This window comes from Pontibacter flavimaris, from assembly GCF_001907195.1.
Classification (GTDB): domain Bacteria; phylum Bacteroidota; class Bacteroidia; order Cytophagales; family Hymenobacteraceae; genus Pontibacter; species Pontibacter flavimaris.
Window position 1 is genome coordinate 702,442 of the sequence record NZ_LVWA01000005.1, and the last position, 25,273, is coordinate 727,714.

A 25,273-nucleotide genomic window follows, 5' to 3' on the forward strand; every position below is an offset into this window, starting at 1 on the left:
TGGTGCTGAATTTTATCTACCCAATGCAACGGTTTCACAACTGCAGGTATCTATTTATCATGGCGCATTAAAAAAATAAACTATGAGATGGATTACTAAGGGAGAGGTAAGGGGAGTTCTCTTTGCTCTAATGTTCGCTGGCGTATTAACCGCCTGCGACGATTCGAACTGCATTAAAGGAGAAGGTAATGTGGAGACACGTAGCCTAAACCTGCAGCCTTTCAGCAGGGTGGAGGCTAACGGTGATTTTAAAGTATACATTACCCAGGGCGAAACACAGCTGGTGGAGGTAAGGGGAGAGCCCAATATCCTGGACCAGTTGGAGACCAGCATCAGCAACAACGGTACTTGGGAAATTGAACATCGCGACTGCGTAAGGAAAAGCAAAACGGTGGAGGTATACATCACTATGCCGCAGGTGGAGTCGCTGTACCTGAACGGCTCCGGGCGCATTGTTAGCCAGGATGAGTTCACAGCAAACGAGTTGGCCGTAGAGGTTAACGGATCGGGTAAGATTGACTTTGACGTTACAGCCGCTAAGGTGATCGCCCGCGTAACCGGCTCAGGCGAGGTGGCACTGCATGGGGAGGCGCCTCTGTACACTGTGAACATCTCCGGCTCGGGCAAGGCCGCTGCCTTCGACCTGCAAGCCAAGAACGTAACCGTAAACCTCTCCGGGTCAGGTGTGGCGGAGGTAAACGCTTCCGAGGCACTGGCGGCAGATATTACCGGAAGCGGTATTGTGTACTACCGTGGCAACCCGGCTGTAAGCACCAATATCTCAGGCTCGGGAAAAGTGGTGAAGCGGTAGGCGCTTTCAGAACGATAAAGCGTAAGACATATCTGGAGCGATCCTGATTCACCACGATGTGGGGGCTGGAAAAAGGCCTTTTGCCACCAAGTCCTTCCTGAAATCTTTACTTGAACTTCCGGAGGGTGTACAAGTATAAATGCTCCACCTTGTCGCGGGCCCAGGGGGTGCGGCGCAGAAACGTGAGGCTGGATTTGATGCTCGGGTCGTTCTTAAAGCAGTTCAGGTTGATCTTGTGGCTCAGGTGCTCCCAGCCATACACTTCTACCAGGTGCTCCAGCATCATTTGCAGCGTGACGCCGTGGAGCGGGTTCTTTTTCTGTTCTTCTGCCATACCGCAAAAGTACGTATTTCCGCCTGAAGTATAAGATACCCCAGCGCAAGTAAGAGCGTATAAGGGATCTATGTTAGAAGAACTCATTATCCGCACCCTTGCCGACACCCTGCCAGACAAACCCTTAGATGCACTGTTTCTGTTCGGGCAGACAGCGGATAACCAGGAATCTAGCTTTGCTGTGGCCGCGCGCATGGTGCAGGAGGGGCAGGCGCAGAAAGTTCTGTTCCTGCAGACACAACCCCTGAGCGGATACCCCGGATTTGACGTGTGGCAGCAGGAACTGAAAAAGCTAGGGCTGCCTGCCGACAGGCTGGAGGGTGTTCCTGACCCGGGTACGAACTACCTGCACACGCTGATAGAGGCGGAGGCGATGGTGAAGTACGCCCGGGAAAGAGGCTACAAAAGTATAGCCGTGACCGCAGCGCCATTCCAGCAGCCGCGCGCGTTTATGGCAGCCGTTACTGCCGCACATCGCCATTACCCGCAGCTGTACTTGTACAGCCAGCCGGGCAAGCCCTTGCCGTGGTGCCGGGAGGTAACCCACTCGCAGGGGAAAGTGGAGGACACGCGCGCCGGACTGATAGGAGGGGAGATGGCGCGCATTCGCAAGTATAATGCACAAGGCGACCTGGACGCGGTGGAGCAGGTGCTGGCCTACCTCGGCCACCGCGACCGCAGGCAGTTGTAGCGAACAGCGTTACATCATACAACATAACAACTATACGTATGGCACAAGCTAAAAAACTTGAGGCATGGCAAAGTGGGCCGGTGAAAGGCGTGCCGGCACTGCTGCAGCCCGTAGCCCACGCGCTCCTGCAGGCACGGGAGGAGGTACATACCCTGATGGGCGGCTTCCCGAAGGAATTGCTGTGGGAGCGGCCCGCCGGAGTGGCCTCAGTGGGTTTTCACCTGCAGCACCTGACAGGGGTTATCGATCGGTTGTTTACCTATGCCCGCGGACAGCAACTCTCGGAGGAACAGCTAACCAAACTGCGCGCCGAGGGGAAGCCGACTGATGATAATGTATACCTTGTGCAGGACCTGGTGAGGGATTTTGACCGGCAGGTGGACCAGGCGCTGGAGCAACTGCGCGGCACGGATGAGGCCACTCTTACCGAGTTCAGGGGGGTGGGCAGGGCACAGCTGCCCTCCACAGTTCTGGGGCTCCTGTTCCACGCTGCCGAGCATACCATGCGCCACGTGGGGCAGTTGCTGGTAACATCCAGGGTGGTGCAAATGAAAGAGCAGGGGTAAAGCGATGATTCTCGCTTCTCCGTTTTTTTCAGTTCCGGTGCCCGCACCCGTATCAAGAGCCTCTGGTAAGTATAAAAAGGCAGAAGCACGTCAGCTCCAGCGAGGAAATACATAGCAGGGGCCGCAAAACAGCAAGCGTTGAGGTTGATGATGCACCAGACGCTTTTGGTTATACTTTCCCGTCATACGGAATGTCAGAGGGAGTTATATCACTAAGGATTCATTTGTACGCACCAGATCCACTCAATTCTGGTATTATACTTTGCGTGCCTTAGTTTTTGAAGCGCCATAGGAGCTGGCAAAAGAAACTCCCTGCCACTGGAAAGCGACAGGGAGCTCTGGAAAAGTATGAATGTATACTTTCAAATTAAATGTAGCCGTAGCGCTCCACCGCTTCCTTCTCCAGCCGCTCGCGGTGGTCGGGGTGGGCGATGTTGATGAGCGCCTTGGCGCGCTGGCGCAGGTTCTTGCCATACAGGTACGCCACGCCATACTCGGTTACCACGTAGTGCACGTGCGCCCGGGTCGTGGTCACGGCAGCTCCTTCATTTATCAACGCTGTGATTCTGGAGATACCTTTATTGGTTACAGAAGGCAAGGCGATAATAGGTTTACCGCCCTCCGACAGCGCCGCGCCACGGATAAAGTCCATTTGCCCGCCAATGCCTGAGAACTGGTACTTCCCGATGGTATCAGCCACCACCTGTCCCGTCAGGTCTATCTCGATGGCACTGTTGATGGCCGTCACTTTCGGGTTGGAGCGGATGATGGTCACGTCGTTCACGTAGTCGGTGCGCTGCATGAGGATAAGCGGGTTGTCATCCACGAAATCGTAGAACTTGCGGTGCCCCACTATAAAGCCGGTGGCAATGCGGCCCGGGTGCCTGTACTTGTGCTCATTGGTGATCACGCCCTTCTCCACCAGGTCCATCACGCCATTCGACATCATCTCCGTATGGATACCCAGTCCCTTATGGTTGGTCAGGCTGTTGAGCACGGCATCCGGAATAGCCCCGATGCCCATTTGCAACGTGGCGCCGTCTTCCACCATCTCGGCCACATACCTGGCAATTGCCCTTTCCCTGTCGGTAATGCGCAGGCTGTAATCCACCTCGGGCAGGGCCTCGTCTACTTCCACCAGCACATCAAACCGACTTACGTGTATCAGGCCATCTCCGTGGGTGCGCGGCATCTGCGGGTTCACCTGGGCGATTACGTGTTTGGCGTTCAGCACGGCCTCCCGGGTAATATCCACCGATACGCCCAGGGAGCAGTAGCCGTGGCGGTCTGGCGGGGATACGTGCACGATGGCCACATCCAGGGGCATCAGGCCGGAGCGGAACAAGCGTGGTATCTCGCTCAGGAAGATCGGCACATAGTCGCCGCGGCCACCGTTCACGGCATCGCGCACGTTGGCCGACACAAACAGGGAGTTGATGAAAAAGGAGTCTTTGTAGCGCTCCTCTGCCAGCGGAAACTCGCCGTACGTGGTGATCGTGACCAGCTCCACGTTGCGAAGCTCGTCGGAACGCTCGGCCAGCTTGCGCACCAGGTACTGCGGCGTGGCGGCACTGCCCTGAATAAAAACGCGGTCTCCGGATTTGATAACTGAGAGGGCTTCCTCAGCTGTCTGGTAGGTAACTTTATTATCGAACATAGTTGTAAGATATGCTGCCCCTAGGGTTAAGGGAAGGGCAGGGTGAAAGACATTAATAGTCAGTGCGCTCGAGGGCGGCTACACCTGGCAGGGTTTTGCCTTCCATGTACTCCAGCAGCGCACCGCCGCCAGTAGACACATACGAAACACGGTCAGCGTAGCCAAACTTATTCACGGCTGCGGCGGAGTCTCCGCCACCAATCAGCGAGTAGGCCCCGTTGGCGGTTGCGGCCACCACGGCATCGGCCACGGCCTCCGTGCCTACTGAGAAGTTCGACATCTCGAACACACCCATCGGGCCGTTCCAAAGTATGGTTCTGGAGTTAGCGATAACGGCGGCGTACTGCTCGCGCGCGTCCGGGCCAATGTCCAGCCCCATCCAGTTCTGCGGGATGTGGTGGCTAAGCTTCGTGTCCACGTTTGCGTCGTTACTGAAGGCGTCGGCGATCACGGAATCCACCGGGATCATGATGTTGACGCCTTTTTCTTTGGCCATTTTAATGAGACGATTGGCCAGGTCCAGCTTATCTTCTTCTACCAGTGAGGAGCCGATGTTGCCCCCATCCGCCTTCACGAAAGTATAGGCCATGCCCCCCCCGATCAGCAGGTTATCCACGCGGTCGAGCAGCTTTTCGATGATCAGGATCTTATCGGAGATCTTGGCTCCGCCCATGATGGCGGTGTAGGGGCGCTCGGCATTGTCCAGCACGCGGCGGGCGTTCTCCAGCTCGGCCTGCATCACGAAGCCCATCATCTTGTCGTTGGGGAAGTAGCGCGCAATAACGGCTGTGGAGGCGTGCTCGCGGTGCGCCGTGCCGAAGGCATCGTTCACGTACACATCACCCAGGGTAGAGAGTTCTTTGGCAAATTCCGGGTCGCCTTTTTCCTCGGCCTTGTGGAAACGCAGGTTCTCGAGCAGCAGAATTTCGCCGGGTTGCAGTTCCTGCGCCAGTTGTGCCGCCTCGGGGCCTATGCAGTCGGGGGCGAACAGCACCCTGGTCTTGAACTCCTGCTCCAGGCGGGGCACCAGGTGGCGCAGCGAGAATTTCTCCTCCGGCCCGCTTTTCGGGCGGCCCAGGTGCGACATCAGGATCACGGCTCCGCCATCGCTCAGGATCTTGTTGATGGTGGGCACGGCCGCCCGGATGCGGGTATCGTCGGTGATCCTGTGTTCGCGGTCGAGGGGCACGTTGAAGTCCACGCGCACCAGCGCCTTCTTGCCTGCAAAGTTATACTCGTCTACTGTTCTCATGGGGTATGATTTTGATTTCGTAAAAGCGTTCACTCGTTTTTCGTGTTTCGCAGAAATTTGTTGCTCTACAAATATAGCGAATTGGCCATAGAGAGGTAACGGCGAGGCGGTAAAAGAAATAGAAACCTATGTTTAGGCACTTCGCCTTTCGCTTATTTCACCCACGTTACCTTCTCCTGCAGCGGCACCTTACGCTTGCCCTGATAGGCGGCATCCTCGGCGTAGCCCAAGTATAAGATGCCCAGCACCACGTCCTGCTCGCGCAACTGCAGGTGCTTTTTCATACTTGGGTGATAGGCCATGCCCCCCGAACCCCAATAGCTCGCCATGCCCAAGGCGGATGCGCCCAGCAGCAGGTTCTGGATAGCGCAGGACGTGGCGGCAATTTCCTCCAGTTCCGGGATTTTGGGCAGCTCGCCCCGGCGCATGTAAGCTACTAAAATGTGTGATGCCTTGTCGCCCATGTGCAGCAGTTTTTCATACTTTTCGGACAGGAATTTCTCTTCGGGCGTGTTCTGCCGGTACAGGTCGGCATGGTTCTGACAAAATGTTTTTAAGGCATCATCGGCATACACTATAAACCGCCAGGGTTCGGTGTGGCCGTGGGTAGGGGCCCAGTCGGCGAGCTGCAGCAGCTGCGTAATTTGCGCATCCGGTATGCGCTGCCCGTTCATTTTGGGCGGCTTGGTGGTGCGTCGCGTTTCGATGACCTGTTTTATACTTTGGAATAGTGCGTTCATGGCGTAAGGGTTGATTTTATACTTTTGGTAGCGCTGCCGGGGCTCCGCTTCTGTTAAAGCAGTTAAAGTATGAAAATGTTATTTTGATTGGGAAAGGACTGTTGCGGAAAATTAAATAAATGCGAGCCATACTTATACTCTGGCTATACTTTCATACTTAGACTTTTCCGCTGCTCCGGACATCCTTGTCCGGAACCAAAGCTGCTGCGGATTTCCTAATCCGCATAGGCCATACTTTATACTTGCTGCTATACCTCCATAGCCACGGCTTCCTTCTACTTGAACCAAGCTATCCTTACTAGCTGCCGTTGATCCTCTAGTTCCCACAAGCCTACAGTTGCATTTCATACTTTGGTGCTCTCAAGCCCGAGAGGGCTCGCCTTCGGGCATCGCGCTGGGAGCTTTTCCTGCCCTCGTGCCTCGGGCTGCCTCACTCACGTTCGGCACCGGAAAAACTCGCATAGGCGCTCAACCCAAAGGCTGGGATCAGATTCGATAGCTTCTGCCATTGCTATAGAACAAGTATAAGTCCCCTTTGAGGTCGCGGATCCCGAACTTGTTTCGGGAGGGGCAGGGGGATGTAATCGCCTGCTGAAAATTCCCCTCCTCGGAGGGGCTAGGGGTGGGTTTATACTTGTAGGGACAGGTCGCGACCTGTCCGCGCGATACCAGCGACCATGAAGCTTATACTTTAGACACAGCCGTCACACAGGCTCCCTCCCCTGTTCTTAGGGGAGGGCTGGGGAGGGGTGAAGCAGAGGGGCAGGTATGGTTGGAACTGGTGCTACAAGAGTCTCTCTCCTTACTCTAGCGAACCTGCGTGGCGTAATCACCAGCCTCCTGATCCGGACAATAAAAAATGGCTAAACCGCCGATCCATACTTCAGCAATTTAGCCATTTAATTATGTAGCAATTAACCTTACTTCAGCTTCAGATCTTGCAGCATCTGCTCGATTTTCTGGTTCAGTTTCTGCTCCGTGGCGTGGTAGTCAGCGGCCGAGGCGAGAGGCTCATTTACGCTGATGTAGAACTTGATCTTGGGCTCGGTGCCGGACGGGCGGGCGGATATCTTGCTTCCGTCTTTGGTCAGGTACTGCAGCACGTTCGAGCTCTCCAGATCCAGCTTCTGCTCCTCGCCCGTCAGGATAAGCTTGCGCGTGCTCATCTTGTAGTCGCGCACTTCCACCACGTCGGAGCCGGCTATTTGCTTTGGCGGGTTGCTGCGCATGTCGGCCATCATCTGCTGGATCTCCTCGGCGCCGCGCATCCCCTTCTTCGTGATCGAAACCAGCTCTTCTTTGTAGAAGTTATACTTCTCGTACATGGCCAGCATCATCTCGAACAGGCTCTGGCCATTGTCTTTGGCCACGGCAGCCATCTCCGCAATCAAGGCGCAGGCCGAGATCGCGTCCTTGTCGCGCACGAAGTCGCCGATCATGTAGCCGTAGCTTTCCTCACCGCCGCCAATGTATACTTCCTGCCCTTCCTTCTCCCGGATGAGCTGCGCGATGTACTTAAAGCCGGTCAGGGTTTCGTACATGGTTACGTTGTAGCTGTCGGCAATCTCCTTGATGAGGTCGGTGGTCACGATCGTTTTCACCACGTACTCCTTGCCTGTGAGTTTGCCCGCCTTCTGCCACGCCTGCAGCAGGTAATTGATGAGCAGGGCACCGGTCTGGTTACCGTTCAATAGCACAAAGTCGCCCTCCTGGTTTTTCACTGCGATGCCCACACGGTCCGAGTCAGGGTCAGTGGCCAGCACCAGGTCAGCATCGATCTCTTTCGCCTTGTTCAGAGCCAGGGTCATTGCTTCTTTCTCCTCCGGGTTCGGGTACACCACGGTCGGGAAATCTCCGTTTGGCTCGGCCTGCTCCTCCACCACATGCACGTTGGTAAAGCCAAAGCGCTTGAGTACCTCGGGCACCAGCGTAATGCCCGTGCCATGGATGGAAGAGAACACGATCTTGAGGTCGTGCTGGCGCCTGATGGCTTCCTGCGAGACAGACAGCTTGAGCACTTCCTGCATGTAGGCTTCGTCCAACTCCTGACCAATCAGCTCGATCAGCGCCGGGTTTGGCTCAAACTTCACTTCATCAATGCTGGTGATCTTGTTCACCTCGCCGATGATGTTCTTGTCGTGCGGGGCGGTTACCTGGGCGCCGTCGTTCCAGTATACTTTGTAGCCGTTGTACTCTTTCGGGTTGTGTGATGCGGTTACGACCACGCCGCTCTGGCAACCCAGGTGGCGGATGGCAAAGGAGAGTTCGGGCGTTGGGCGCAGCGCCTCGAACAAGTATACTTTAATGCCGTTGGCGGAGAAAATTTCGGCGGCGATACGGGCAAACACGTCGGAGTTGTTGCGGCAGTCGTGGGCGATGGCCACTTTCACCTGCTCTCCCGGGAAGCTCTGCTTGAGGTAGTTGCACAGACCCTGCGTGGCCATGCCTAAAGTATAGCGGTTCATGCGGTTGCTGCCGGCGCCCATGATGCCGCGCAGCCCGCCGGTGCCGAACTCCAGGTCTTTGTAGAAAGCATCTGAAAGCGCCTCGTACTCGTTGCGCTCCAGCATGCCGCTTATCTCGCTTTTCGTGTCCTGGTCGTAGCTGCCGGACAGCCACCGGTCAATTTTCTGTTTTATAGTTGCGTCAATCATTGTCTGTAAGCTAAAGTTATCGTAGCAGTGTATCCTGTTCCTGGTTATAACGCCTGGATGGCGCCCGCGTTAAGCGAAAAAAATCACACCAGCCCTCGCCGTACCCGAAGCACAGCCCTAGAACTGGTGTGAAGTATAGTTATATCAAAATAAAGATATTTTGGCCACATTTACACGCGGCTATACTTTAAATTTCTGCTAAAGGTTGCCCCTGAGCGCCTGCTCGCGCTCGATGGCCTCGAACAGCGCTTTGAAGTTTCCTTTGCCGAAAGACTTGGCTCCTTTGCGCTGGATAATCTCATAGAACACGGTCGGGCGGTCCTCCACGGGCTTGGTGAAGATCTGCAGCAGGTAACCCTCGTCGTCGCGGTCCACCAGGATGTTGAGCTTCTTCAGGTCTTCCATGTCCTCGTCGATGTGGCCGATGCGCCCGATCAGGTCTTCATAATAGGTTTCGGGCACGCGCAGGAACTCCACGCCCCGGCGGCGCAGCTCGCTTACGGTGTGCAGGATATCGTTGGTGGCCACGGCAATGTGCTGCACGCCCGCCCCGCGGTAAAATTCCAGGTACTCGTCTATCTGCGACTTCTTTTTGCCTTCGGCCGGCTCGTTGATCGGGAACTTGATGTAGCCGTTGCCGTTGGATACCACCTTCGACATCAGGGCTGTATACTCGGTGCTGATGTCGTTGTCATCAAACGTGAGTAGCAGCCGGAAGCCCATCACATCTTCGTAAAACTTCACCCACTCGTTCATGCGGCCCAGCTCCACGTTGCCTACGCAGTGGTCCACGTACTTCAGGCCAACGGGCTCCACCATCAGCTCGGAGGTACGCTCCACGTAGCCCGGCATAAACACGCCGTTGTAGTTTTTGCGCTCCACAAAAGTATGAATCGTTTCGCCGTAGGTATGGATGGAGGCCATCTTCACTTCGCCAAACTCGTCGGTTATCGTTTTGGGCTCCATGGCCGGTTTCGCACCGCGTGCCACCGTTCCCCTGAACGATTCCTCCGCATCGTCCACCCACAGGGCCAGCACTTTCACGCCGTCGCCGTGCTGGTGCACGTGCCGGGCGATCTCCGAATCTGGGTAAATGGCGGTGGTGAGCACCAGGCGGATCTTTTCCTGCTGCACCACATAAGACGCGCGATCGCGCACACCGGTTTCAGGGCCAGCATAGGCTACGAGCTTAAAACCGAAGGCGGTCTGGTAGAAGTGCGCTGCCTGCTTGGCGTTGCCTACATAAAACTCAATGTGGTCGGTGCCGTTTAAGGGCAGGATATCTTTGGTGACTGCTTCTGAGGTTGCGGGCTGTGTATTCATAGTTTGTTTGATTAGTTTATAATGGGTTACGTAAAAATACAGCTTTTGCGCAACTATCAAAACGGTGGCAGCCTGGGGGAAATTATCAAACCTATTTCTTGCAATTGCTGAGGCATGTTTTCAACTTTGTAAAAAATAAGACGATTATGAACGCAAAAGCCCTGAACGAGTCCATCGTGGCCATCCTGGAGAAGAAGCAAGAGTTACGAGCGCTTGACTACAACGATGCGCGCTATGATGACATAGAAGAAGAGCTGCACGACCAGGAAGACGATTTTAACGAGGAATACGGTGATGAGCTGGAAGATGTGCTGGAGGATGTACATGCCAAAATAAAGTCTGACGCCGACATCCTGCTGCCAACCGCCTACCTGGCCAGCTCGCTGGATGGCAGGGAACTGGAAGAAGGCGACGAAAACGTAGGGGTGTGGGTAGAGTCTGATGCCTTTCCGGGTGTGGAGATGCGCCTGGTGCTGGTGGCCAACCCGCCACGCGTGCTGCTGGTGCTCGCAGACCAGGAGCGCGTGCTCTGGACAGCCGAATAAACCGGATTTATATTTGGGTAGCCTGCCGGGCTGCTGATTTATACTTGCCGCACTTGCCGGGCTTTAAGCTGAGGTGGGTGCGGCTTTTTTGTTGGCGAAAATACGAAGAGGGGGTAGAGGTAAGATCAACTTTATATGGAGCTCCATAGAATTATACTACTCCTCTAACATCAAAAAAGGCAGGACGGAACGCTGTTCCAACCTGCCTTGCTATTCTTTAAGCGGTTTATGCCGCATCAGCTTGCGTCTTCGCTCTTTCCTCCGGGGGTGTGTCGGTAATGTTGCCGAACTCATCCACGTAGGCGATCATGGCGTCCAGGCTTCCGCCGGAAGAGTTTTCCTGGCGCTCCTGCTTGCGCTGCATTTTTTCCTCCTTCTTTTGTTTCCGCAGTTTTTCACGCTGCTTCTTCATGAACGTATTTTGTGATCTGGCCATAGTAATTATTTTTAAGTGAGACATGCGCCCCGGCCCGTAATCAAAGTATGGCTGGCGGAGGCGGTATAAGCGGGGCAGCTGCCTGGTAAAAAAACATCGTGCTGATGCTCTAGCACCAATGCTAAGGGAGCTGCCAAAGTTGGACCCTGACAAGTTTGTCTGACGGTGCCGCGGGAGAAGTTGTACCCGTATGAACGGCTACAGGCGAAGTCAGGATGTAAATAATTTACAAAGATAGTAAAATTCCGGGAGAAACGCATGCTTTATTCCAAGTTTCCGTTCAGGGGCGGGGAAAGCATCGTCTTTAAGTGCGGGAGAGATAAAAGGTTAACGGCTGGCGTTTCCAAAAAAGCAGTATCTTTAGGCAGGGCTTCCATAGAGGGGGCCAAAATCAAAAGAACGCTTATGAAAACTACCATTGCGCTTATCGCCCATAACCAGAAGAAAACCGAGCTGCTGAACTGGGCCAAGGTACACCGCGAGGAACTTGTAAAGCACGAGCTGATCGGCACTAGCAACACCTCCAAGCTGCTGAACGACATGCTGGAGCTGGACGTGAAAGCCTTCGGACACGGCCCCAGCGGCGGCGACATACTTTTGGCGGCCAAGATGCTGCAGCACGAGGTGGATAAGGTGATCTTCTTTATCGACGCCGAAACACCGCACGGCCACGAGCACGACATCCAGACGCTGATCCGCACCGCCGTGATCAACAACGTCCCGATCGCCCTGAACCGCGCCACAGCCGACCTGGTTATCCTGGAAACGCCAAAGGAAGTATAACTTATACTTGCTTCGCCTGCCTGCACTTATGGCTGCCCCGGCAGTGGTAGGTGCTTTTTTTGTGCCTCATACTTTGCAACGTGTACTTCGGGCTGATAATGAAAGCTCCCGCCAGCTAAAGTATAAGCTGGCGGGAGTTTATAGGTTGGTGCAAGTATAATTTTATACTTTCACGTAGATGCGGTTGCGGTCCATCAGGTAGCCCATCAGCCAGAGCACCAGCATGTAGGCCAGGGCAAACATCAAAGAGGCGAACTCTCCCTCGCCCCAGCTCAGGAACCAGTTCTGGTATATCCAGCGGCTCAGGCGCGTCTCCTCATCCACCTTTATAAAGCTCAGGGTTTTGATGATCAGGATCGACATGGCGTAGATGAACAGCGGGTTCCTGCCGAATACCTCGAAGAAGTACGCCCATTTTCTAACCTTCAACACCTCAATCAGCAGCATAATGGCGGCCAGTACCAGCATCACCAAACCCACGGTATGCAAGGTATAGGAACTGGTCCAGAGGGCTTTGTTGATAGGGAAAACCAGGTCCCACAGCAGGGCCACCGCAATGACGGACGCCCCGGCTATACTTAGCTTAGATACCGTACTCAGGCTGTTGCCAAGCTTTTGGATAGCCATGCCCACCAGGTAACCCGCAATCACGTTCACGGCGGCCGGCAGCGTGCTCAGCAGGCCCTCCGGGTCAAAGGGGATGCCGTAGCCTTTGTAGAGTACCTCCGGGGAGAAGAACAGCAAATCGAACTTCAGGGCCGCGTTGCCCTCCAGCGAGTAAGGGTCCGGCTGGTCGCCGAAGAAGTATAAAACGGCCCAATACCCCAGCAGCACCACCGCGCTGAAGATGATGGCTCCCTTTACTTTAAAGTAATGCACCACCAGCGAGCCGATCAGGTAGGCGAGGGCGATGCGCTGCAGCACGCCCATGATGCGGATGCCGGACCAGTCGATCATCTCCAGGCCGCCGCCCTCGGCATGCGCCACAAACGGAAAAGCCCGCAGCCCCAGCCCGATCAGGAAGATGATGGCTGTGCGCTTAAATACTTTCGCCAGGAAAACACTGTCGGGTTGCAGCTCGAACTTGCGCATGCTGAAGCTCATGGCGTTGCCCACGGCGAACAGGAAAGCAGGGAAAACCAGGTCGGTAACGGTAAAACCGTGCCAGGGGGCGTGGCGGAGTGGCGCATAGATGGTGCTCCAACTGCCCGGAGTGTTCACGATCACCATAAGCGCCACGGTGAGACCCCGCAGCACATCCAGCGAGAGGTATCGTTCCGACTTTTTCCGGGTTAAGGGTTCTGATGCTGCGACTGCGTTTGCCATACTTTCAGGGTCAGGGTTCAGGTGAAGTATAAATTATCGCCTTAAGGTATATATATTATGCGATATGTTAAAGAGCTACAGGCAAGTATGCGTGGGAATACAAAAAAAGCGACAGCCGGTTTTACGCAGCTGCCGCTTTTTTCAAACGATTAGCATTCAACAACCCACTTCAAAGGTATTTGCCGCAAGTATGAATGGGTTACTCTATCTTCTTTGTCTTCCTGAAAGGACCTTTTGGACCAGTGGCAACAGCTTATCCATACTGCACCCAAGATGCTTTACAGAATGACAGGAGCCCTTTTACTTATTTTCTTTGGCGTTTAGCTGCCCTGGCGCGCCTAGTACCCCAGCTTCTGGCGCACGCGCTGCAGTACCGGGGTGGCAATGGCCTTGGCTTTCTCGGCGCCCTCTTTCAGCTTCTTGTCCAGCTCCGGCAGGTTGTTGATGTAGTAGTTGAACACCTCGCGCTCTTTGGCATATTTCCGGATGATGAGTTCGTAAAGGGCCTGCTTGGCGTGGCCGTAGCCGTAGCCACCGGCCAGGTAGTTCTGGCGCATCGCCTCCACTTCCTCTGGGGAGGCCAGCAGGCTATAGAGCTTAAAGGTGGTGTCCTCATCCGGGTTTTTGGGCTCCTCCAGCGCGGTGCTGTCCGTCACGATGCTCATGATCGTCTTGCGCAGCGGCTTGTCGGCCTCAAAAATATCGATGATGTTGCCGTACGACTTGCTCATCTTCTCCCCGTTAATGCCCGGCACGGTCATCACGGTGTCATCGGTCTTGGCCTCCGGCAGCACAAAGGTTTCGCCGTAGGCGTGGTTAAAGGAACTGGCAATATCGCGGGCTATCTCCAGGTGCTGTACCTGGTCCTTGCCCACCGGCACAAAGTTGGCGTCATACATTAGAATATCGGCCGCCATCAGCACCGGGTAGGTAAACAGGCCGGCGTTCACGTCGGCAAGGCCGCGGCGGGAGGACTTATCTTTAAACGAGTGGGCGTTGGCCAGCATCGGGAACGGCGTGAAGCAGCTCAGGTACCAGCTTAGCTCCGTCACCATCGGCACATCCGACTGGCGGTAGAAAATATGCTTGTCCGTGTCGAAACCAAAGGCGAGCCAGGCCGCCGCCACCGAGTAGGTGTTGTGGCGCAGGGTCTCCGCATCGCGGATGGTGGTCAGCGAGTGCAAATCGGCGATGAAGTACATGGCCTCCTGGCCGGATGTTTCGGAGAACTTGATAGCCGGAATGATAGCGCCCAGCAGGTTGCCCAGGTGCGGGCGGCCCGTGCTCTGGATGCCTGTAAGATAACGTGCCATAGGGTAGGGTCTACTTTGTTTGATGTGCAAATTACGCGAAAATGCGCAAAACTTGCCTAGCCCGCCCACTACATTTCGATCCTTGCCTTTAAAGTTTGCGGAGAGAGTAGTTCTGCGAGCCACTGATCTCCTCTTGCCGGTTATTGAGCAGCTTCACCTCCGTATCGCTCACCTGCAGGAAATACATCAGCTCCAGGTCGCCTTCCAGCGGGATGAGCTGCAGGATCACCGCGTCCGGGTTCTGCTTGTTCCCCTTGGCGATAATCCACTTGCCGCTGCCGGAAACCACACCCTTGTCGTCGGGCTTGCCCACATACATCTGCCGCATCGTGAACGAACGGTTCGCATCCTTGGGCGTGCCTGTCAGGATCAGTTCGGTGCGAACGCCTTTGCAGTCGGGGCAGGCAAGCATACCCCGGAAGGTGCCGCTTGGGGGCGCCAGGGCAGGAGCAGCGGCCTCTGTTTTGGCTTTGGCTGCCGTGGCCCTGGTTTTGCTTTTTGCCGTCGTTTTTTTGGCTGTGGCTTTCTTGCTGCCGCTGCGGCTTTCCTCCAGCCACTCCTTATAGCTTTTGCCGGACTGCGCCTGCGCCGCCTGCTGCAGCCCAAAGGTGAGCGAGAATAGGATAAAAAATGCGATGATTGTTCTCATGGTGTTGGGTGTTTGTGGTTCCGGGTGATGCTATCAGAAAACATACCAGTTCCGTATTAAGGGGCTGTTCCGGCAAGCTATTTCTGATTTAACTGCTCCGGGAGCCTGATTATTGTGCTTTAAAACCATTGTAATGCGGCAAGTGGCGGGTGCCGCCTGTGCCAGGAAGTGAGATACGCGACGCACCGCGAGGGAGTTCAGGCAGGGCAAGGCTTTAGCTAAAATTTATACTTCCGGCACGAAGATTAACCACAGTGCCCTGAAACAGGAATGGCCAGGCAACTGCACAAGGCAACACCTGACCATCCTGTCATTAACCATCAACCAAAATTTCAGGCAGTAGAGAGCTCCCGCGCCCGCTTGCGTTGCCTTGCAGAACTGATGTTGGAAAGTATAATGGCCACCAGAATCAGCGCCACGCCCAGCCATTGCACCACCCATACTTCCTCCTGCAGCACCAGGCTCGACATCAGCACAGCCACCGGCAGCTCCGCAGCGCTGAGGATGGCGCTAAGGCCAAGACCCGTTTTGGGGATGCCGTAGGCGTAGAAAAGCGGCGGAATCACCGTGCCGAACAGCGCCAGCACCAGCCCCCATTTCAGCAGGCCATTAAATAGTGCCCCGCTCACCAGGAACACCGGCGGGAACACGCTAAAAACAAGCAGGCAGGCCCCTGTAAGTATAAGCGCGCTTTTGGTGGTGGGGTGCAGTGTGTTTCCGGCTGCCCCGGTTACCATCAAAAAGAAGGTATAAAAGAGCGCGGCCAGCAAACCGTAAATAATTCCTGCTATCCCGAAGTCAGGGATGCTGCCGGAGAGTAGGCGTCCTGCCAGGGCAGTGCCCACCAATATGAGCAGCACCATACTTAGCTGAAACCGGCTGGGCAGCCTGCGTTTCTGAATGGACTCCAGCAGCAGGCTCATCCAAGTGAACTGCATCAGCAGCAGGATGGCGATGGAGGCCGGCACTTCCTGCACGCATTTGTAATAGAAGATGCTGACAAGGCCGGTGCTGGTGCCCATGGCTACCAATTTAAGCTTGTCCCGGAGCGAGGTGTTGTTGCTTTTGCCGCCCAGCAGCATACGCAACAACACGATAGTCCAAAGTATAAGCAATCCAAAGAAAACCTGCGTGCCCGTTACCTCACCCAAGGTATATCCTTCCTTGTAGGCCAGCTTCACAAACGTAGAAAGCACGCCAAAACTACATGCGCCCAAAAATACCAGGGCGACTCCTCTGAACATAATAGTCCCTCCAGTCTAAAAAACAATCAATTAAAAATAGTAAAGGCGAGGCCGACACAGCCCCAAAAGAAGATAAAGCAGCTGTTACAGGTCGTGCAACTCGTAGCCTGTGATGAAAATCTGTGTATGTGCTAAATGTGCAGGCATTCTCTATTTTGCAAGACTACAAAGGTACAGCCTCTGCAAGTATACATGCAAGCGGAAATTTGTTTAAACTTTGATGTGGTGAGCTTCAGGATGATATTTTAGGGGCTAGCGCTCGCTACTTATGGCGGCCTCCTCGATCTGCTGCGCTGCCTGCCGCTCGCCTAGATACCCGTCAATAAGGTAGTGGGCCAGGTAGAGGAGCGGGGTGAGGAGGATGGCGACGCTGAACTTGTAGAGGTAATTGATCAGGGCCACCGACAGCACCTGCTTCATGCTCCAGTTGCCGAATACAAAGAAGGCGATGAACAGCACCACCAGCGAGTCGATGATTTGGGAGACGAGGGTGGAGCCGGTGGCGCGGAGCCAGATTTTTTTACTGCCGGTAAAGCGGCGCAGCCAGTGGAACACCGTAACGTCGAGGAACTGCGAGAGCAGGAAAGCGGCTACCGAGCCAAGTATAATGCCCAGGCCCTGGCGGTAGACGCTGTTATAGGCGTAGTTAATGTCGAAAGGGTTGCCGCTGGCGTCGGTGCTGTTCACATCGAGCCAGAACTGGGCGGGTGGCAGGCCGGTTACGGCCGCTATCACCACAAAAGCATACAGGATAAGTATAACCGTCAGTATACTTACCCGCTTCACCCCGGCTTTCCCGAAATACTCGTTGATGATGTCGGTGGTAACAAACACGATGGGCCAGATGATGACGCCGGCCGTCAGGTTAAAATCCAGCCGCTCGCCGCCAATCGGGAGCTGTGCTCCCGGTAAGCCAAATAGCGCCTCTCCTGAGAATATTTTTACCCCGATCAGCTCGGCCAACAGAGCGTTGGCGATGAAGATACCGCTGAGTACCAGGAAGAGGTTGGTGCGCTTGCGCTGCTGCAGGGCTGTGGCGGTTTGCTCCATGCTAGGGTGAAGGGTTCTTGGTATGACAGGGTTATGTGGGTATAAGGCGATGCCGCCAAATAAAGTATAAATATAGCGATCTTCTGCCATACTTGCAGCGGTAACAGGGAGGGGCAGCGAAGTATAAACTATAACGCTTCCCTCTGCTAAACGCTTACTCCTGGTCTTTCACGGCGAATATACTTCCCTCCGTGGCCAGGTCGGTGGCGGGGAAAACCTCCCGGGCCTCCAGTAGCAGCGGCGTCAGGTCTTTGTAGCGCACCGAGAAGTGGCCAATGAGCAGGTGGCGTACCTGTGCGGCGGCGGCCAGCTCGGCAGCCTGCCGGGCGGTGCTGTGGAACGTGTACTCCGCGCGCTCGCGCAGGTCGTCGGCAAAGGTAGCCTCATGGTAGAGCAGGTCCACGTGGTGCAGGTAGGGCAGCAGCGAGGGCTTGTAGCGGCTGTCGGAGCAGTAGGCGTAGCTGCGGCTGCGCTTGGGCTCCAGCGTCACCTCCTCGTTCCGTACCAGCAGGTTTCCGGCCTCATCCCGGATGTCCTCGCCCCACTTGAGGCGCACCAGCTGGGGCGGCTTCAGGAAATCGGGGAGCTTCTCCTTGATGAGTGGGCGTGGCTTGGGCTTCTCCCGAAAGATAAAGCCGCAGCAGGGCACCCGGTGCTCCATTGGGATGGTATGCACCGTTATACTTTTATCCTCGAAGATCTTCTTATAGCTGGTGGTGTCGAGCTCGTGGAAAATAAGCTTGAAGTTGAGGTTGGTGCCGGAGTATTTAAACTGCAGGCTCAGGATCTCGGAGAGGCCCGGAGGACCGAAGAGGTGCAGCGGCGACTGGCGGCCCTGCAGGTGCATGGTGGAGAGGAGCCCCGGCAGCCCGAAATAGTGGTCGCCATGCAGGTGGCTGATGTAGATACTGCAGATGCGCTGGTGCTTTATCCTGTAAAGCATCAGCTGCATCTGCGTACCTTCGCCGCAATCAATCAGGTGGTGCTGATTGCCAAGGGTGAGAACCTGGGCGGTATGGTGTCTGTTTGCCGAGGGTGTGGCCGACGAACTACCCAAAATCCTGAGTTCGAAATCCACTACGGCGTATCTTCTTAGTCTTCCTTGTTGGTCAGGTCCTGCTCAATCTCGTGCAGAAAAACACGGTCGATGGCCTCTTCCACACTTGGCAGAATGTTCAGTACCGACTCCAGCTTGGAGATCGAGATCAGCTTCATCACGTGGTCCTGCAGACCTGTCAGGATCAAAAGGCCGCTGGATGAGTTGCAAAGGCGGTTAGCGATCAGGATAGAGCTAAGCCCGGAGGAGTCTGTATACTTTACCTCGTTCAGGTCCAGAATCAGGTTGTTGATCCCTTCGGCGTTCAATTTCACGAACTCAGACTTTAGGTCCGGTGCGATTGAAGTATCCAGCTTCTTCTCATCAATCGTGATAATCGTATAGTTTTCTTTCTTATCTATCGTGTACTTCATAGTCAACCAGTAAAGGATTTAAATGCGAATGTACCAAAATCTACTTTAACAAACTTAATTTTTGGTAGTAAAAATATTGTCATTAATGTGTTTCTCAATGCGATCGAGCACTGAATGGTCATCCTCTTTCAGAAATTTTCCGCCTGTGAACACCTCATATAGCTCTATATAGCGCTCTGAAATATTTGTCACGACCTCATCGGTCATTTCCGGCACGCGCTGGCCCTCTTTGCCCTGGAATCCGTTCTCGATAAGCCACTGGCGCACAAACTCTTTCGAGAGCTGGCGCTGCGGCTCGCCCTTCTGCTGGCGCTCCGTGTAGCCCTCGCTGTAGAAGTAGCGCGAAGAGTCCGGCGTGTGTATCTCGTCGATCAGGTACACCTGGCCGTCATACTTGCCAAATTCATACTTGGTGTCTACCAGGATCAGGCCGTGCTCCCTGGCCAACTCGGTTCCGCGCGCAAACAGGGTTCGGGTATAACGCTCCAGGGTCAGGTAATCTTGTTCCGACACGATGCCTTTTGCCAGAATCTCCTCCCGCGAGATGTCCTCGTCGTGGCCTTCGTCGGCCTTGGTGGTCGGGGTGATGATCGGCTCCGGCAGCTTGTCGTTTTCACGAAGGCCCTCCGGTAACTGCACACCGCACACCACGCGCCGGCCCGCTTTGTACTCGCGCCAGGCATGGCCCGCCAGGTATCCGCGTATCACCATCTCCACCTTAAAGGGCTCGCAACGGTGCCCGATGGTCACGTTGGGGTCCGGTGTGCTGAGCACCCAGTTCGGCACAACATCGGACGTGGCCTTCAGGTTTAGGCTGGCGATCTGGTTCAGCACCTGGCCTTTGTAAGGGATGGCGCGGGGCAGCACCACATCAAACGCAGAGATGCGGTCTGTGGCAACCACGGCTATCTTGTCCTCAAAATAATATACATCGCGTACTTTGCCCCTATAAAAGCCGGTTTGGCCGGCAAAGGAGAAGTTGGTTTCTTTAATGGCCTCCATTAAATCAGTGTCGTTATAGGCAAGCAAAGTTAAGTATATTTTACAGGGCAGGAAATAATTCTAAAAGATGATAAAAAACTAGGGTATTGGCTTAAAAATATAGCCTGTAAAAGATATTGAAGTATACTAAGGGAATTGCTTTTGGTTTTATACTATAGTGCCTATAGTTTGAATATTACACAGAATGTTTGGGTAGCTCCGGGTGCCGGGGTGCAGTCCCGTCCATGCCATAGCGCACGATGTTCCGCACCATCCCCCCGAAGATGATGAAGTGGAACGGCAGCACGGCGTACCAGTACAGGCGGCCCAGCAACCCATTGGGGCGGAAGGCGGCCAGCTGCTCCAGGTAATACCCGTCCTCCTCCTGACAAACCCGGAACTGCAGCCAAGCCTCGCCGGGCAGTTTCATCTCGGCGTAGAGCAGCAGGCGCCTGTTCTTTGCATCGGCCAGCAGCACACGCCAGAAATCGATCGTATCGCCGGCCTTTACCTCATCAGGACTCCGGCGGCCGCGCCTTAGACCCACGCCGCCCACCATCTTATCCAGCAGCCCGCGTATGCGCCACAGGAAGTCGGTTTTGTACCAGCCGCGCTCCCCGCCAATACTCCAGATGTTGGCCACTACTTCCTCCGGGGCACGGTCGAACTTCAGACGCTGTTTATCGGTCAGCACGCCATGCTCCGGAACCTGTATGAAATCCATGTAGTTGAGGCGCATGGTGCCGCTCACAAGGGCATCCTTCCAACTCGATACCACCGAGTTCTGCTCTATTTTAGCGTAGGCCAGGCGCACGGCGTGCTCATAGGGCAGGCAGCGGTGCGGGATCAGCTCCTGTATGCTATGGTCATGCACCACGGCATCGTTGCGCAGGCTGTCCACCAGGCTCCGGGCTAAGGCATAGTTGGTGCTTGTCACAAAGTATAACCAGTAGGAGGAGAGGCGCGGTGTAAGTATGGGCAAGGTGATGATATAGCGTTTCAGGCGGCGAACCCCGGCCAGTTTCAGGAGCATCTCTTTATAGGTGAGCACATCAGGCCCCCCGATCTCAAATCGTTTGCCGTAGCAGTCCTGGCGCCCCAGCACCGCGGTCAGGTAGAAAAGCACGTCGCGGATGGCGATGGGCTGGCATCGGGACTTCAGCCATTTCGGCGTCACCATCACCGGCAGCTTCTCCACCAGGTCGCGGATGATCTCGAAGGAGGCGCTGCCGGAGCCGATGATGATGGCCGCCCGAAGCACGGTTAAGGGAGTCGCTGCGGTAGCCAGTACCTCCTCCACGTGCCGCCGCGAGGCCAGGTGCTTGGACAATTGTTGATCATTGGAAATGCCGCTGAGGTAGATAAGTTGCCTGGCTGCAGTAGTGTTGAGATAGGAAACGAAGTTCTCCGCGGCCATACTTTCGGCAGAGGAGAAATCGCTGCCGCCGGAGCCCATGGAGTGCACCAGGTAATACGCCGCGTCTATATCCTGCGGCGATTGCGTGAGCCCCCCCGGCTGCAGCAGGTCGCCTTTTACCACCTGCACCTGCTCCTTCAACGTTTCGGGTAGATTAAAGCGGCGCGGGTCGCGCACCATGCACACCACCTCGTGCCGCTGCTCCACCAGCAAAGGCAACAGCCGCCTGCCAATATACCCGTTGGCCCCTGTCAGCAGTATTTTCATAGTTTAGAAAGTATGGTGCAAAAGTATTTATACTTTCAGAACAGGCAGGAACCCGTTTAGTTGCCGGATTTTAACGTACTACCGGATCATACTTGACAGGCTACCAGGTGCAACGCCAGCGGGCATCCCAAATTATAAACCTAAACTTTAAAGTATAAACCGAACGCTATGGATCAGTATTTACAGGCAGCTTTGGAAGAAGCAAAGAAAGGCTACGCGGAAGGCGGCATCCCGATCGGATCGGTGCTGGTGCACCAAGGCAGGATCATCGGCCGGGGGCATAACAAGCGGGTGCAGGAGGGAAGCGTGGTGCTGCACGGCGAAATGGACGCGCTCGAGAACGCCGGTCGCCAGCCCGCCGCTGTATACCGCGAATGCGTGCTCTACACCACGCTGTCGCCTTGCCCCATGTGCTCGGGCACGATTATACTTTATGGCATCCCTAGGGTGGTAATCGGCGAGAACCGCACCTTTATGGGCGAGGAAGACCTGCTGCGCGCCAGGGGAGTGGAGGTAGAGGTGGCCGATAACCCGGAATGCGTGCAGCTCATGGAGCGGTTTATCTCGGAGAAGCCGGACCTCTGGAATGAGGATATCGGGGTGTGATGCCGCAACAGGCAGGTTAACCAGCAGCTGGTATCTCTTAGGAGGGCTAAGGCGGCCTCCTGGCTATACTTTGTCCGGAGGCCGCTTCGCATTTCATGCTTAACTAGAGAGAGGCTGCATTAGTCATTGTCAGGCTGGTTGTCGAACCGCTTGGCGCGTTTTTCCCATTTTTCACGGGCCCATTTCTGCAGGTCCTCCACGGCGTCAAACTCATCGGTGATCTCCAGGCCGAGCAGCGTCTCGATGATATCCTCCATTGTGACCAGTCCCGCCGTACCCCCGTACTCGTCCACCACCAGGGCGATGTGCTCCTTCTTCTCCACCAGACGGGCAAACAGCTCCGGCACCGGCGCGCCGCCATGCACCACCTGGATCGGGCGTTTAATCTCGGCCAGCGTCAGGCCGCCGTTCCCCTCTATGATGCGCTCCAGCACCTGGTCCTTGAGCACATAGCCTGTAATGTTGTCGATGGAGTCATCGAAAATGGGAATTCTGGAAAAGCGCATGTTCACGGAGTTGTCGTAAAACTCGCGGATGTACTGCTCCTCCGGGGCCGCCTTTATCACGGTGCGCGGCGTCATGATGTGGCTGGCCTGCACCACGCTGAAGCGCAGCACGTTGTTGATCACCCGCGACTCATCCTGGCGCAGCACACCCTCCTTGGTGCCTATCTCGGCCATGGCCGTAAAGTCGGCGCGGCTGAGCACGCTCTTGCTCTTGTCCTGCTTCATTCTCCTGGTGATAAACTGGGAGAAGAGGATGATGGGGTAGAGCGGGGAGTAGATCATGATCTTGAGCGTGCGCGCAGTAAAGGGAGTAAGCTGGCGCCAGTGGTTGGCACCTAGTGTCTTGGGGATGATCTCGGTGAAGATGAGGATGATGATCGTCAGGATCACTGATACCAGGGTCAGTACTTCGTCTCCCCAGAGGATTTGCGCCTGCGCGCCCACTCCGGCCGCTCCAATGGTGTGGGCGAAGGTATTGAGGGTGAGGATGGCGGCCAGTGGCCGGTCTATGTTGTCCTTAAAGTGCTGCAGGTCCTTGCCCAGCGAAGGGTTTTCCTTGCTGATCAGATTGACGTGGGAGGGGGTGATGCTGAGCAGTGACGCCTCCAGCAGCGAGCAGAGAAAGGAAAAGATGAGGGCAATGGTAAGGTATAAAAGGAGTAAACCCATTTAGTGGTATGTGTTTGATGAATTTGGGTATAAATGTAGTGTTTTAAAACGGCACAAGAACCATGCATACACTTTGCCCCGCTTAATGCACCACCCGAAGTATAGGCTCCGGCAGTGGCACGTGCGTTTCGGGGTCGGCGGTGAAGTAGCCCACCATGCTGGGCCCGTAGCCCAGGTTCACCTCTATAAACTTATTCTGCTCCGGCAGCATCGCTATAATCTCCCCACGCAGCCTGTCGAGTTGCCGCACCAGCTCCTGCATCTGCTCCGGCGATACGTCCGGTACTTCTTTTAGGGTGGTGGCGGTGTTCTCTGCCGCCTCCTCCACGGGCCCGTGCTTCTTGGTCAGCATGTCCACCTCCGCCTGGCGGATGTCTTTCTCCAGGTTCAGGTACGCAATCACTTTCTGCTCCAGCGGCACCAGCGCGTCGTCCAGGTATTGAATCAGGTTTTCCATAGTCTTATACTTTGTAAACGTGTGTCGGCGCAAAGCATGTGCGCGCATGTTCCTGAAACGAAGTATGCAACCGCTAGGTTAAGTAGGACCGCCCGGACTCATAGCCACTTAAAGAACTTGCGCAGCATCGGCAGGCGGTTGCCGTAGGGCGGGTAGCGCAGCGGCAGGTCGAGCCAGGTGCCGCGGTGCAGCACGCTTTTCTGCTGCGAGAACAGCTCGAAGCTGCTCTGCCCGTGGTAGCTGCCCATGCCGCTCTGGCCCACGCCGCCAAAGGGCAGGTTCGGGTTGATGATGTGCGAGATGGTATCGTTGATACAGCCTCCCCCAAAGGAAGTATACTTCAGCACCTGCTCTTTCTTGCGCTCATCATTCGTGAAAAAGTATAATGCCAGGGGTTTCTCGCGTTGTTGTACCATACCGATGGCCTCGTCTAAATGCTGGAAGGACAGCACCGGCAGTATCGGCCCGAAAATCTCCTCCTGCATAATAGGGTGCTGCCACGTCACCCGGTCCAGCAGGGTGGGGGCGATGTAGCGGCTGGCGGCATCGGTTACGCCGCCGGTGCGAACCTTGCCCTCACTCATGAAACCGCTGAGGCGGTTAAAGTGCCTGTCGTTCACGATGCGGGCAAAGTCGGGGCTTTGCCTGGGGTCTTCGCCGTAGAAATCCCTGATGCACTGGCTGATGAGCTGCAGGAGCTCCTCTTTTATACTTTCCTGCGCCAGCAGGTAATCCGGGGCGATGCAGGTTTGCCCGGCGTTCAGAAATTTTCCCCAGGCAATGCGGCGTGCGGCCAGTCCCAGGTCGGCATCCTCGGCCACGATGGCGGGGCTTTTTCCGCCTAGTTCCAGTGTTACCGGTGTCAGGTGCTCGGCCGCGGCTTTCATCACGATCTTGCCCACCTGCGTGCTACCCGTAAAAAAGATATAGTCGAAGCGCTGCTGCAAAAGGTGCTGCGTCGTGGGTGCGCCTCCCTCCACGGTGGCAATGTAAGACTCGTCAAAGTGCTGCCGTATCATCCTGGCAACCACAGCAGAGGTGGTGGGCGTAAGCTCGGATGGCTTTACGATAGCGCAGTTGCCGGCGGCCATGGCCCCAATGAGCGGGTTGAGCAGCAGTTGAAACGGGTAGTTCCAGGGGCCAATGATCAGGGCGACGCCGAAGGGGTCGGAGTGGATATAGCTGCGCGACGGGAAATTGAGGAGCGACTCCTTCACCCGCTTCGGTTTGGCCCACTTCTGCAGGTTCTTCAGTACCAGCTTCAGCTCCAGTTCCACAAACCCGATCTCGGTACTGAAGGCCTCCATCTCCGGCTTGTGGAAATCGGCGTACATGGCGTCCATCAAGTCCTGCTCGTGCTCTTGTATGGTATGCTGCAGCTCGCGTAGCCGCTCTTTCCGGAAAGCCAGGTCCAGGGTATGGCCGGAAGAGAAGAACTCACGCTGTTTCTTCACAAGCGCTTGTATGCGGTGCAGGTTTGTCTCTGCAGTGGCCGGCGAGGTGCGTATGGTGTTGGTGTGAGACAT

General features: G+C 55.4%; 25 protein-coding genes. 6 read left to right on the top strand and 19 right to left on the bottom strand.

Going from position 1 to position 25,273, the window contains the following annotated elements:
• The first annotated feature begins 82 nt into the window (after nucleotides 1-82).
• A complete protein-coding gene (locus tag A3841_RS11280; protein ID WP_073852393.1) occupies nucleotides 83-811 on the top strand; it encodes a head GIN domain-containing protein in 729 nt (242 codons plus the stop codon).
• Between the two features lie 106 nt (nucleotides 812-917).
• Here the strand turns inward: A3841_RS11280 and A3841_RS11285 are convergent, their stop codons facing one another.
• Complete coding sequence (locus tag A3841_RS11285) at nucleotides 918-1,145, bottom strand: VF530 family protein (protein WP_073852394.1); 228 nt, start codon at nucleotides 1,143-1,145, stop codon at nucleotides 918-920.
• Nucleotides 1,146-1,215: 70 nt separating this feature from the next.
• Here A3841_RS11285 and A3841_RS11290 point away from each other — a divergent pair, with 70 nt between their 5' ends.
• Both A3841_RS11290 and A3841_RS11295 read left to right on the top strand, forming a co-directional pair.
• Nucleotides 1,216-1,836, top strand: coding sequence for a hypothetical protein (locus tag A3841_RS11290; protein ID WP_073852395.1), 621 nt, complete (start codon nucleotides 1,216-1,218; stop codon nucleotides 1,834-1,836).
• A 38-nt stretch (nucleotides 1,837-1,874) separates the two neighbouring features.
• Nucleotides 1,875-2,402 carry a DinB family protein gene (locus A3841_RS11295; protein ID WP_073852396.1) on the top strand — a complete coding sequence of 176 codons (528 nt, stop codon included), beginning with the start codon at nucleotides 1,875-1,877 and terminating at the stop codon, nucleotides 2,400-2,402.
• 367 nt (nucleotides 2,403-2,769) lie between these two features.
• Here A3841_RS11295 and A3841_RS11300 read toward each other — a convergent pair whose 3' ends face one another.
• The 5 genes from A3841_RS11300 to hppD form a co-directional block, all read right to left on the bottom strand.
• Nucleotides 2,770-4,059, bottom strand: coding sequence for an acetyl-CoA hydrolase/transferase family protein (locus A3841_RS11300; RefSeq protein ID WP_073852397.1), 1,290 nt, complete (start codon nucleotides 4,057-4,059; stop codon nucleotides 2,770-2,772).
• 52 nt (nucleotides 4,060-4,111) lie between these two features.
• A complete protein-coding gene (locus A3841_RS11305; protein WP_073852398.1) occupies nucleotides 4,112-5,311 on the bottom strand; it encodes a phosphoglycerate kinase in 1,200 nt (399 codons plus the stop codon).
• A 152-nt stretch (nucleotides 5,312-5,463) separates the two neighbouring features.
• Nucleotides 5,464-6,051 carry a nitroreductase family protein gene (locus A3841_RS11310; RefSeq protein WP_073852399.1) on the bottom strand — a complete coding sequence of 196 codons (588 nt, stop codon included), beginning with the start codon at nucleotides 6,049-6,051 and terminating at the stop codon, nucleotides 5,464-5,466.
• 920 nt (nucleotides 6,052-6,971) lie between these two features.
• Nucleotides 6,972-8,705, bottom strand: coding sequence for a phospho-sugar mutase (locus tag A3841_RS11315; protein WP_073852400.1), 1,734 nt, complete (start codon nucleotides 8,703-8,705; stop codon nucleotides 6,972-6,974).
• A 198-nt stretch (nucleotides 8,706-8,903) separates the two neighbouring features.
• Complete coding sequence (gene hppD / locus A3841_RS11320; RefSeq protein ID WP_073852401.1) at nucleotides 8,904-10,028, bottom strand: 4-hydroxyphenylpyruvate dioxygenase; 1,125 nt, start codon at nucleotides 10,026-10,028, stop codon at nucleotides 8,904-8,906.
• A 146-nt stretch (nucleotides 10,029-10,174) separates the two neighbouring features.
• On the opposite strand from hppD, the gene A3841_RS11325 reads away from it, so the two are divergent.
• On the top strand, nucleotides 10,175-10,573 hold the full coding sequence (locus tag A3841_RS11325; protein WP_073852402.1) for a hypothetical protein: 399 nt from the start codon (nucleotides 10,175-10,177) through the stop codon (nucleotides 10,571-10,573).
• 226 nt (nucleotides 10,574-10,799) lie between these two features.
• Here A3841_RS11325 and A3841_RS11330 read toward each other — a convergent pair whose 3' ends face one another.
• Nucleotides 10,800-11,009 carry a hypothetical protein gene (locus A3841_RS11330; protein ID WP_073852403.1) on the bottom strand — a complete coding sequence of 70 codons (210 nt, stop codon included), beginning with the start codon at nucleotides 11,007-11,009 and terminating at the stop codon, nucleotides 10,800-10,802.
• A 405-nt stretch (nucleotides 11,010-11,414) separates the two neighbouring features.
• Between A3841_RS11330 and A3841_RS11335 the strand changes: the two genes are divergently transcribed.
• Entirely contained in the window at nucleotides 11,415-11,792 is a 378-nt protein-coding gene (locus A3841_RS11335) for a methylglyoxal synthase (protein ID WP_073852675.1), read from the top strand.
• Between the two features lie 162 nt (nucleotides 11,793-11,954).
• On the opposite strand, the gene A3841_RS11340 is transcribed toward A3841_RS11335, so the two are convergent.
• From A3841_RS11340 to A3841_RS11380, 9 genes are all read right to left on the bottom strand, one after another.
• The gene (locus tag A3841_RS11340) at nucleotides 11,955-13,118 is read right to left on the bottom strand and encodes an acyltransferase family protein (RefSeq protein WP_073852404.1); all 1,164 of its coding nucleotides are present in this window, start codon (nucleotides 13,116-13,118) and stop codon (nucleotides 11,955-11,957) included.
• A gap of 338 nt (nucleotides 13,119-13,456) precedes the next feature.
• A complete protein-coding gene (gene trpS, locus A3841_RS11345; RefSeq protein WP_073852405.1) occupies nucleotides 13,457-14,431 on the bottom strand; it encodes a tryptophan--tRNA ligase in 975 nt (324 codons plus the stop codon).
• 88 nt (nucleotides 14,432-14,519) lie between these two features.
• Nucleotides 14,520-15,080, bottom strand: coding sequence for a copper resistance protein NlpE N-terminal domain-containing protein (locus A3841_RS11350; protein WP_073852406.1), 561 nt, complete (start codon nucleotides 15,078-15,080; stop codon nucleotides 14,520-14,522).
• A 332-nt stretch (nucleotides 15,081-15,412) separates the two neighbouring features.
• The gene (locus tag A3841_RS11355) at nucleotides 15,413-16,324 is read right to left on the bottom strand and encodes an EamA family transporter (protein ID WP_073852407.1); all 912 of its coding nucleotides are present in this window, start codon (nucleotides 16,322-16,324) and stop codon (nucleotides 15,413-15,415) included.
• 252 nt (nucleotides 16,325-16,576) lie between these two features.
• Nucleotides 16,577-17,374 carry a queuosine precursor transporter gene (locus tag A3841_RS11360; RefSeq protein ID WP_073852408.1) on the bottom strand — a complete coding sequence of 266 codons (798 nt, stop codon included), beginning with the start codon at nucleotides 17,372-17,374 and terminating at the stop codon, nucleotides 16,577-16,579.
• Nucleotides 17,375-17,528: 154 nt separating this feature from the next.
• Nucleotides 17,529-18,452: a ribonuclease Z gene (locus A3841_RS11365; RefSeq protein ID WP_073852409.1), complete on the bottom strand. Its 924-nt coding sequence runs from the start codon at nucleotides 18,450-18,452 to the stop codon at nucleotides 17,529-17,531.
• 14 nt (nucleotides 18,453-18,466) lie between these two features.
• Complete coding sequence (locus A3841_RS11370; protein ID WP_073852410.1) at nucleotides 18,467-18,844, bottom strand: STAS domain-containing protein; 378 nt, start codon at nucleotides 18,842-18,844, stop codon at nucleotides 18,467-18,469.
• A 54-nt stretch (nucleotides 18,845-18,898) separates the two neighbouring features.
• Entirely contained in the window at nucleotides 18,899-19,846 is a 948-nt protein-coding gene (locus A3841_RS11375) for a phosphoribosylaminoimidazolesuccinocarboxamide synthase (RefSeq protein ID WP_073852411.1), read from the bottom strand.
• A gap of 175 nt (nucleotides 19,847-20,021) precedes the next feature.
• Entirely contained in the window at nucleotides 20,022-21,509 is a 1,488-nt protein-coding gene (locus A3841_RS11380; RefSeq protein ID WP_073852412.1) for an SDR family oxidoreductase, read from the bottom strand.
• A gap of 168 nt (nucleotides 21,510-21,677) precedes the next feature.
• On the opposite strand from A3841_RS11380, the gene A3841_RS11385 reads away from it, so the two are divergent.
• Nucleotides 21,678-22,115, top strand: a complete 438-nt coding sequence (locus A3841_RS11385) for a nucleoside deaminase (protein ID WP_073852413.1) — start codon at nucleotides 21,678-21,680, stop codon at nucleotides 22,113-22,115.
• A 119-nt stretch (nucleotides 22,116-22,234) separates the two neighbouring features.
• On the opposite strand, the gene A3841_RS11390 is transcribed toward A3841_RS11385, so the two are convergent.
• From A3841_RS11390 to A3841_RS11400, 3 genes are all read right to left on the bottom strand, one after another.
• Nucleotides 22,235-23,290: a CNNM domain-containing protein gene (locus A3841_RS11390; protein WP_073852414.1), complete on the bottom strand. Its 1,056-nt coding sequence runs from the start codon at nucleotides 23,288-23,290 to the stop codon at nucleotides 22,235-22,237.
• An 82-nt stretch (nucleotides 23,291-23,372) separates the two neighbouring features.
• Nucleotides 23,373-23,747, bottom strand: coding sequence for a hypothetical protein (locus tag A3841_RS11395; protein ID WP_073852415.1), 375 nt, complete (start codon nucleotides 23,745-23,747; stop codon nucleotides 23,373-23,375).
• A 98-nt stretch (nucleotides 23,748-23,845) separates the two neighbouring features.
• Entirely contained in the window at nucleotides 23,846-25,273 is a 1,428-nt protein-coding gene (locus A3841_RS11400) for an aldehyde dehydrogenase (RefSeq protein WP_073852416.1), read from the bottom strand.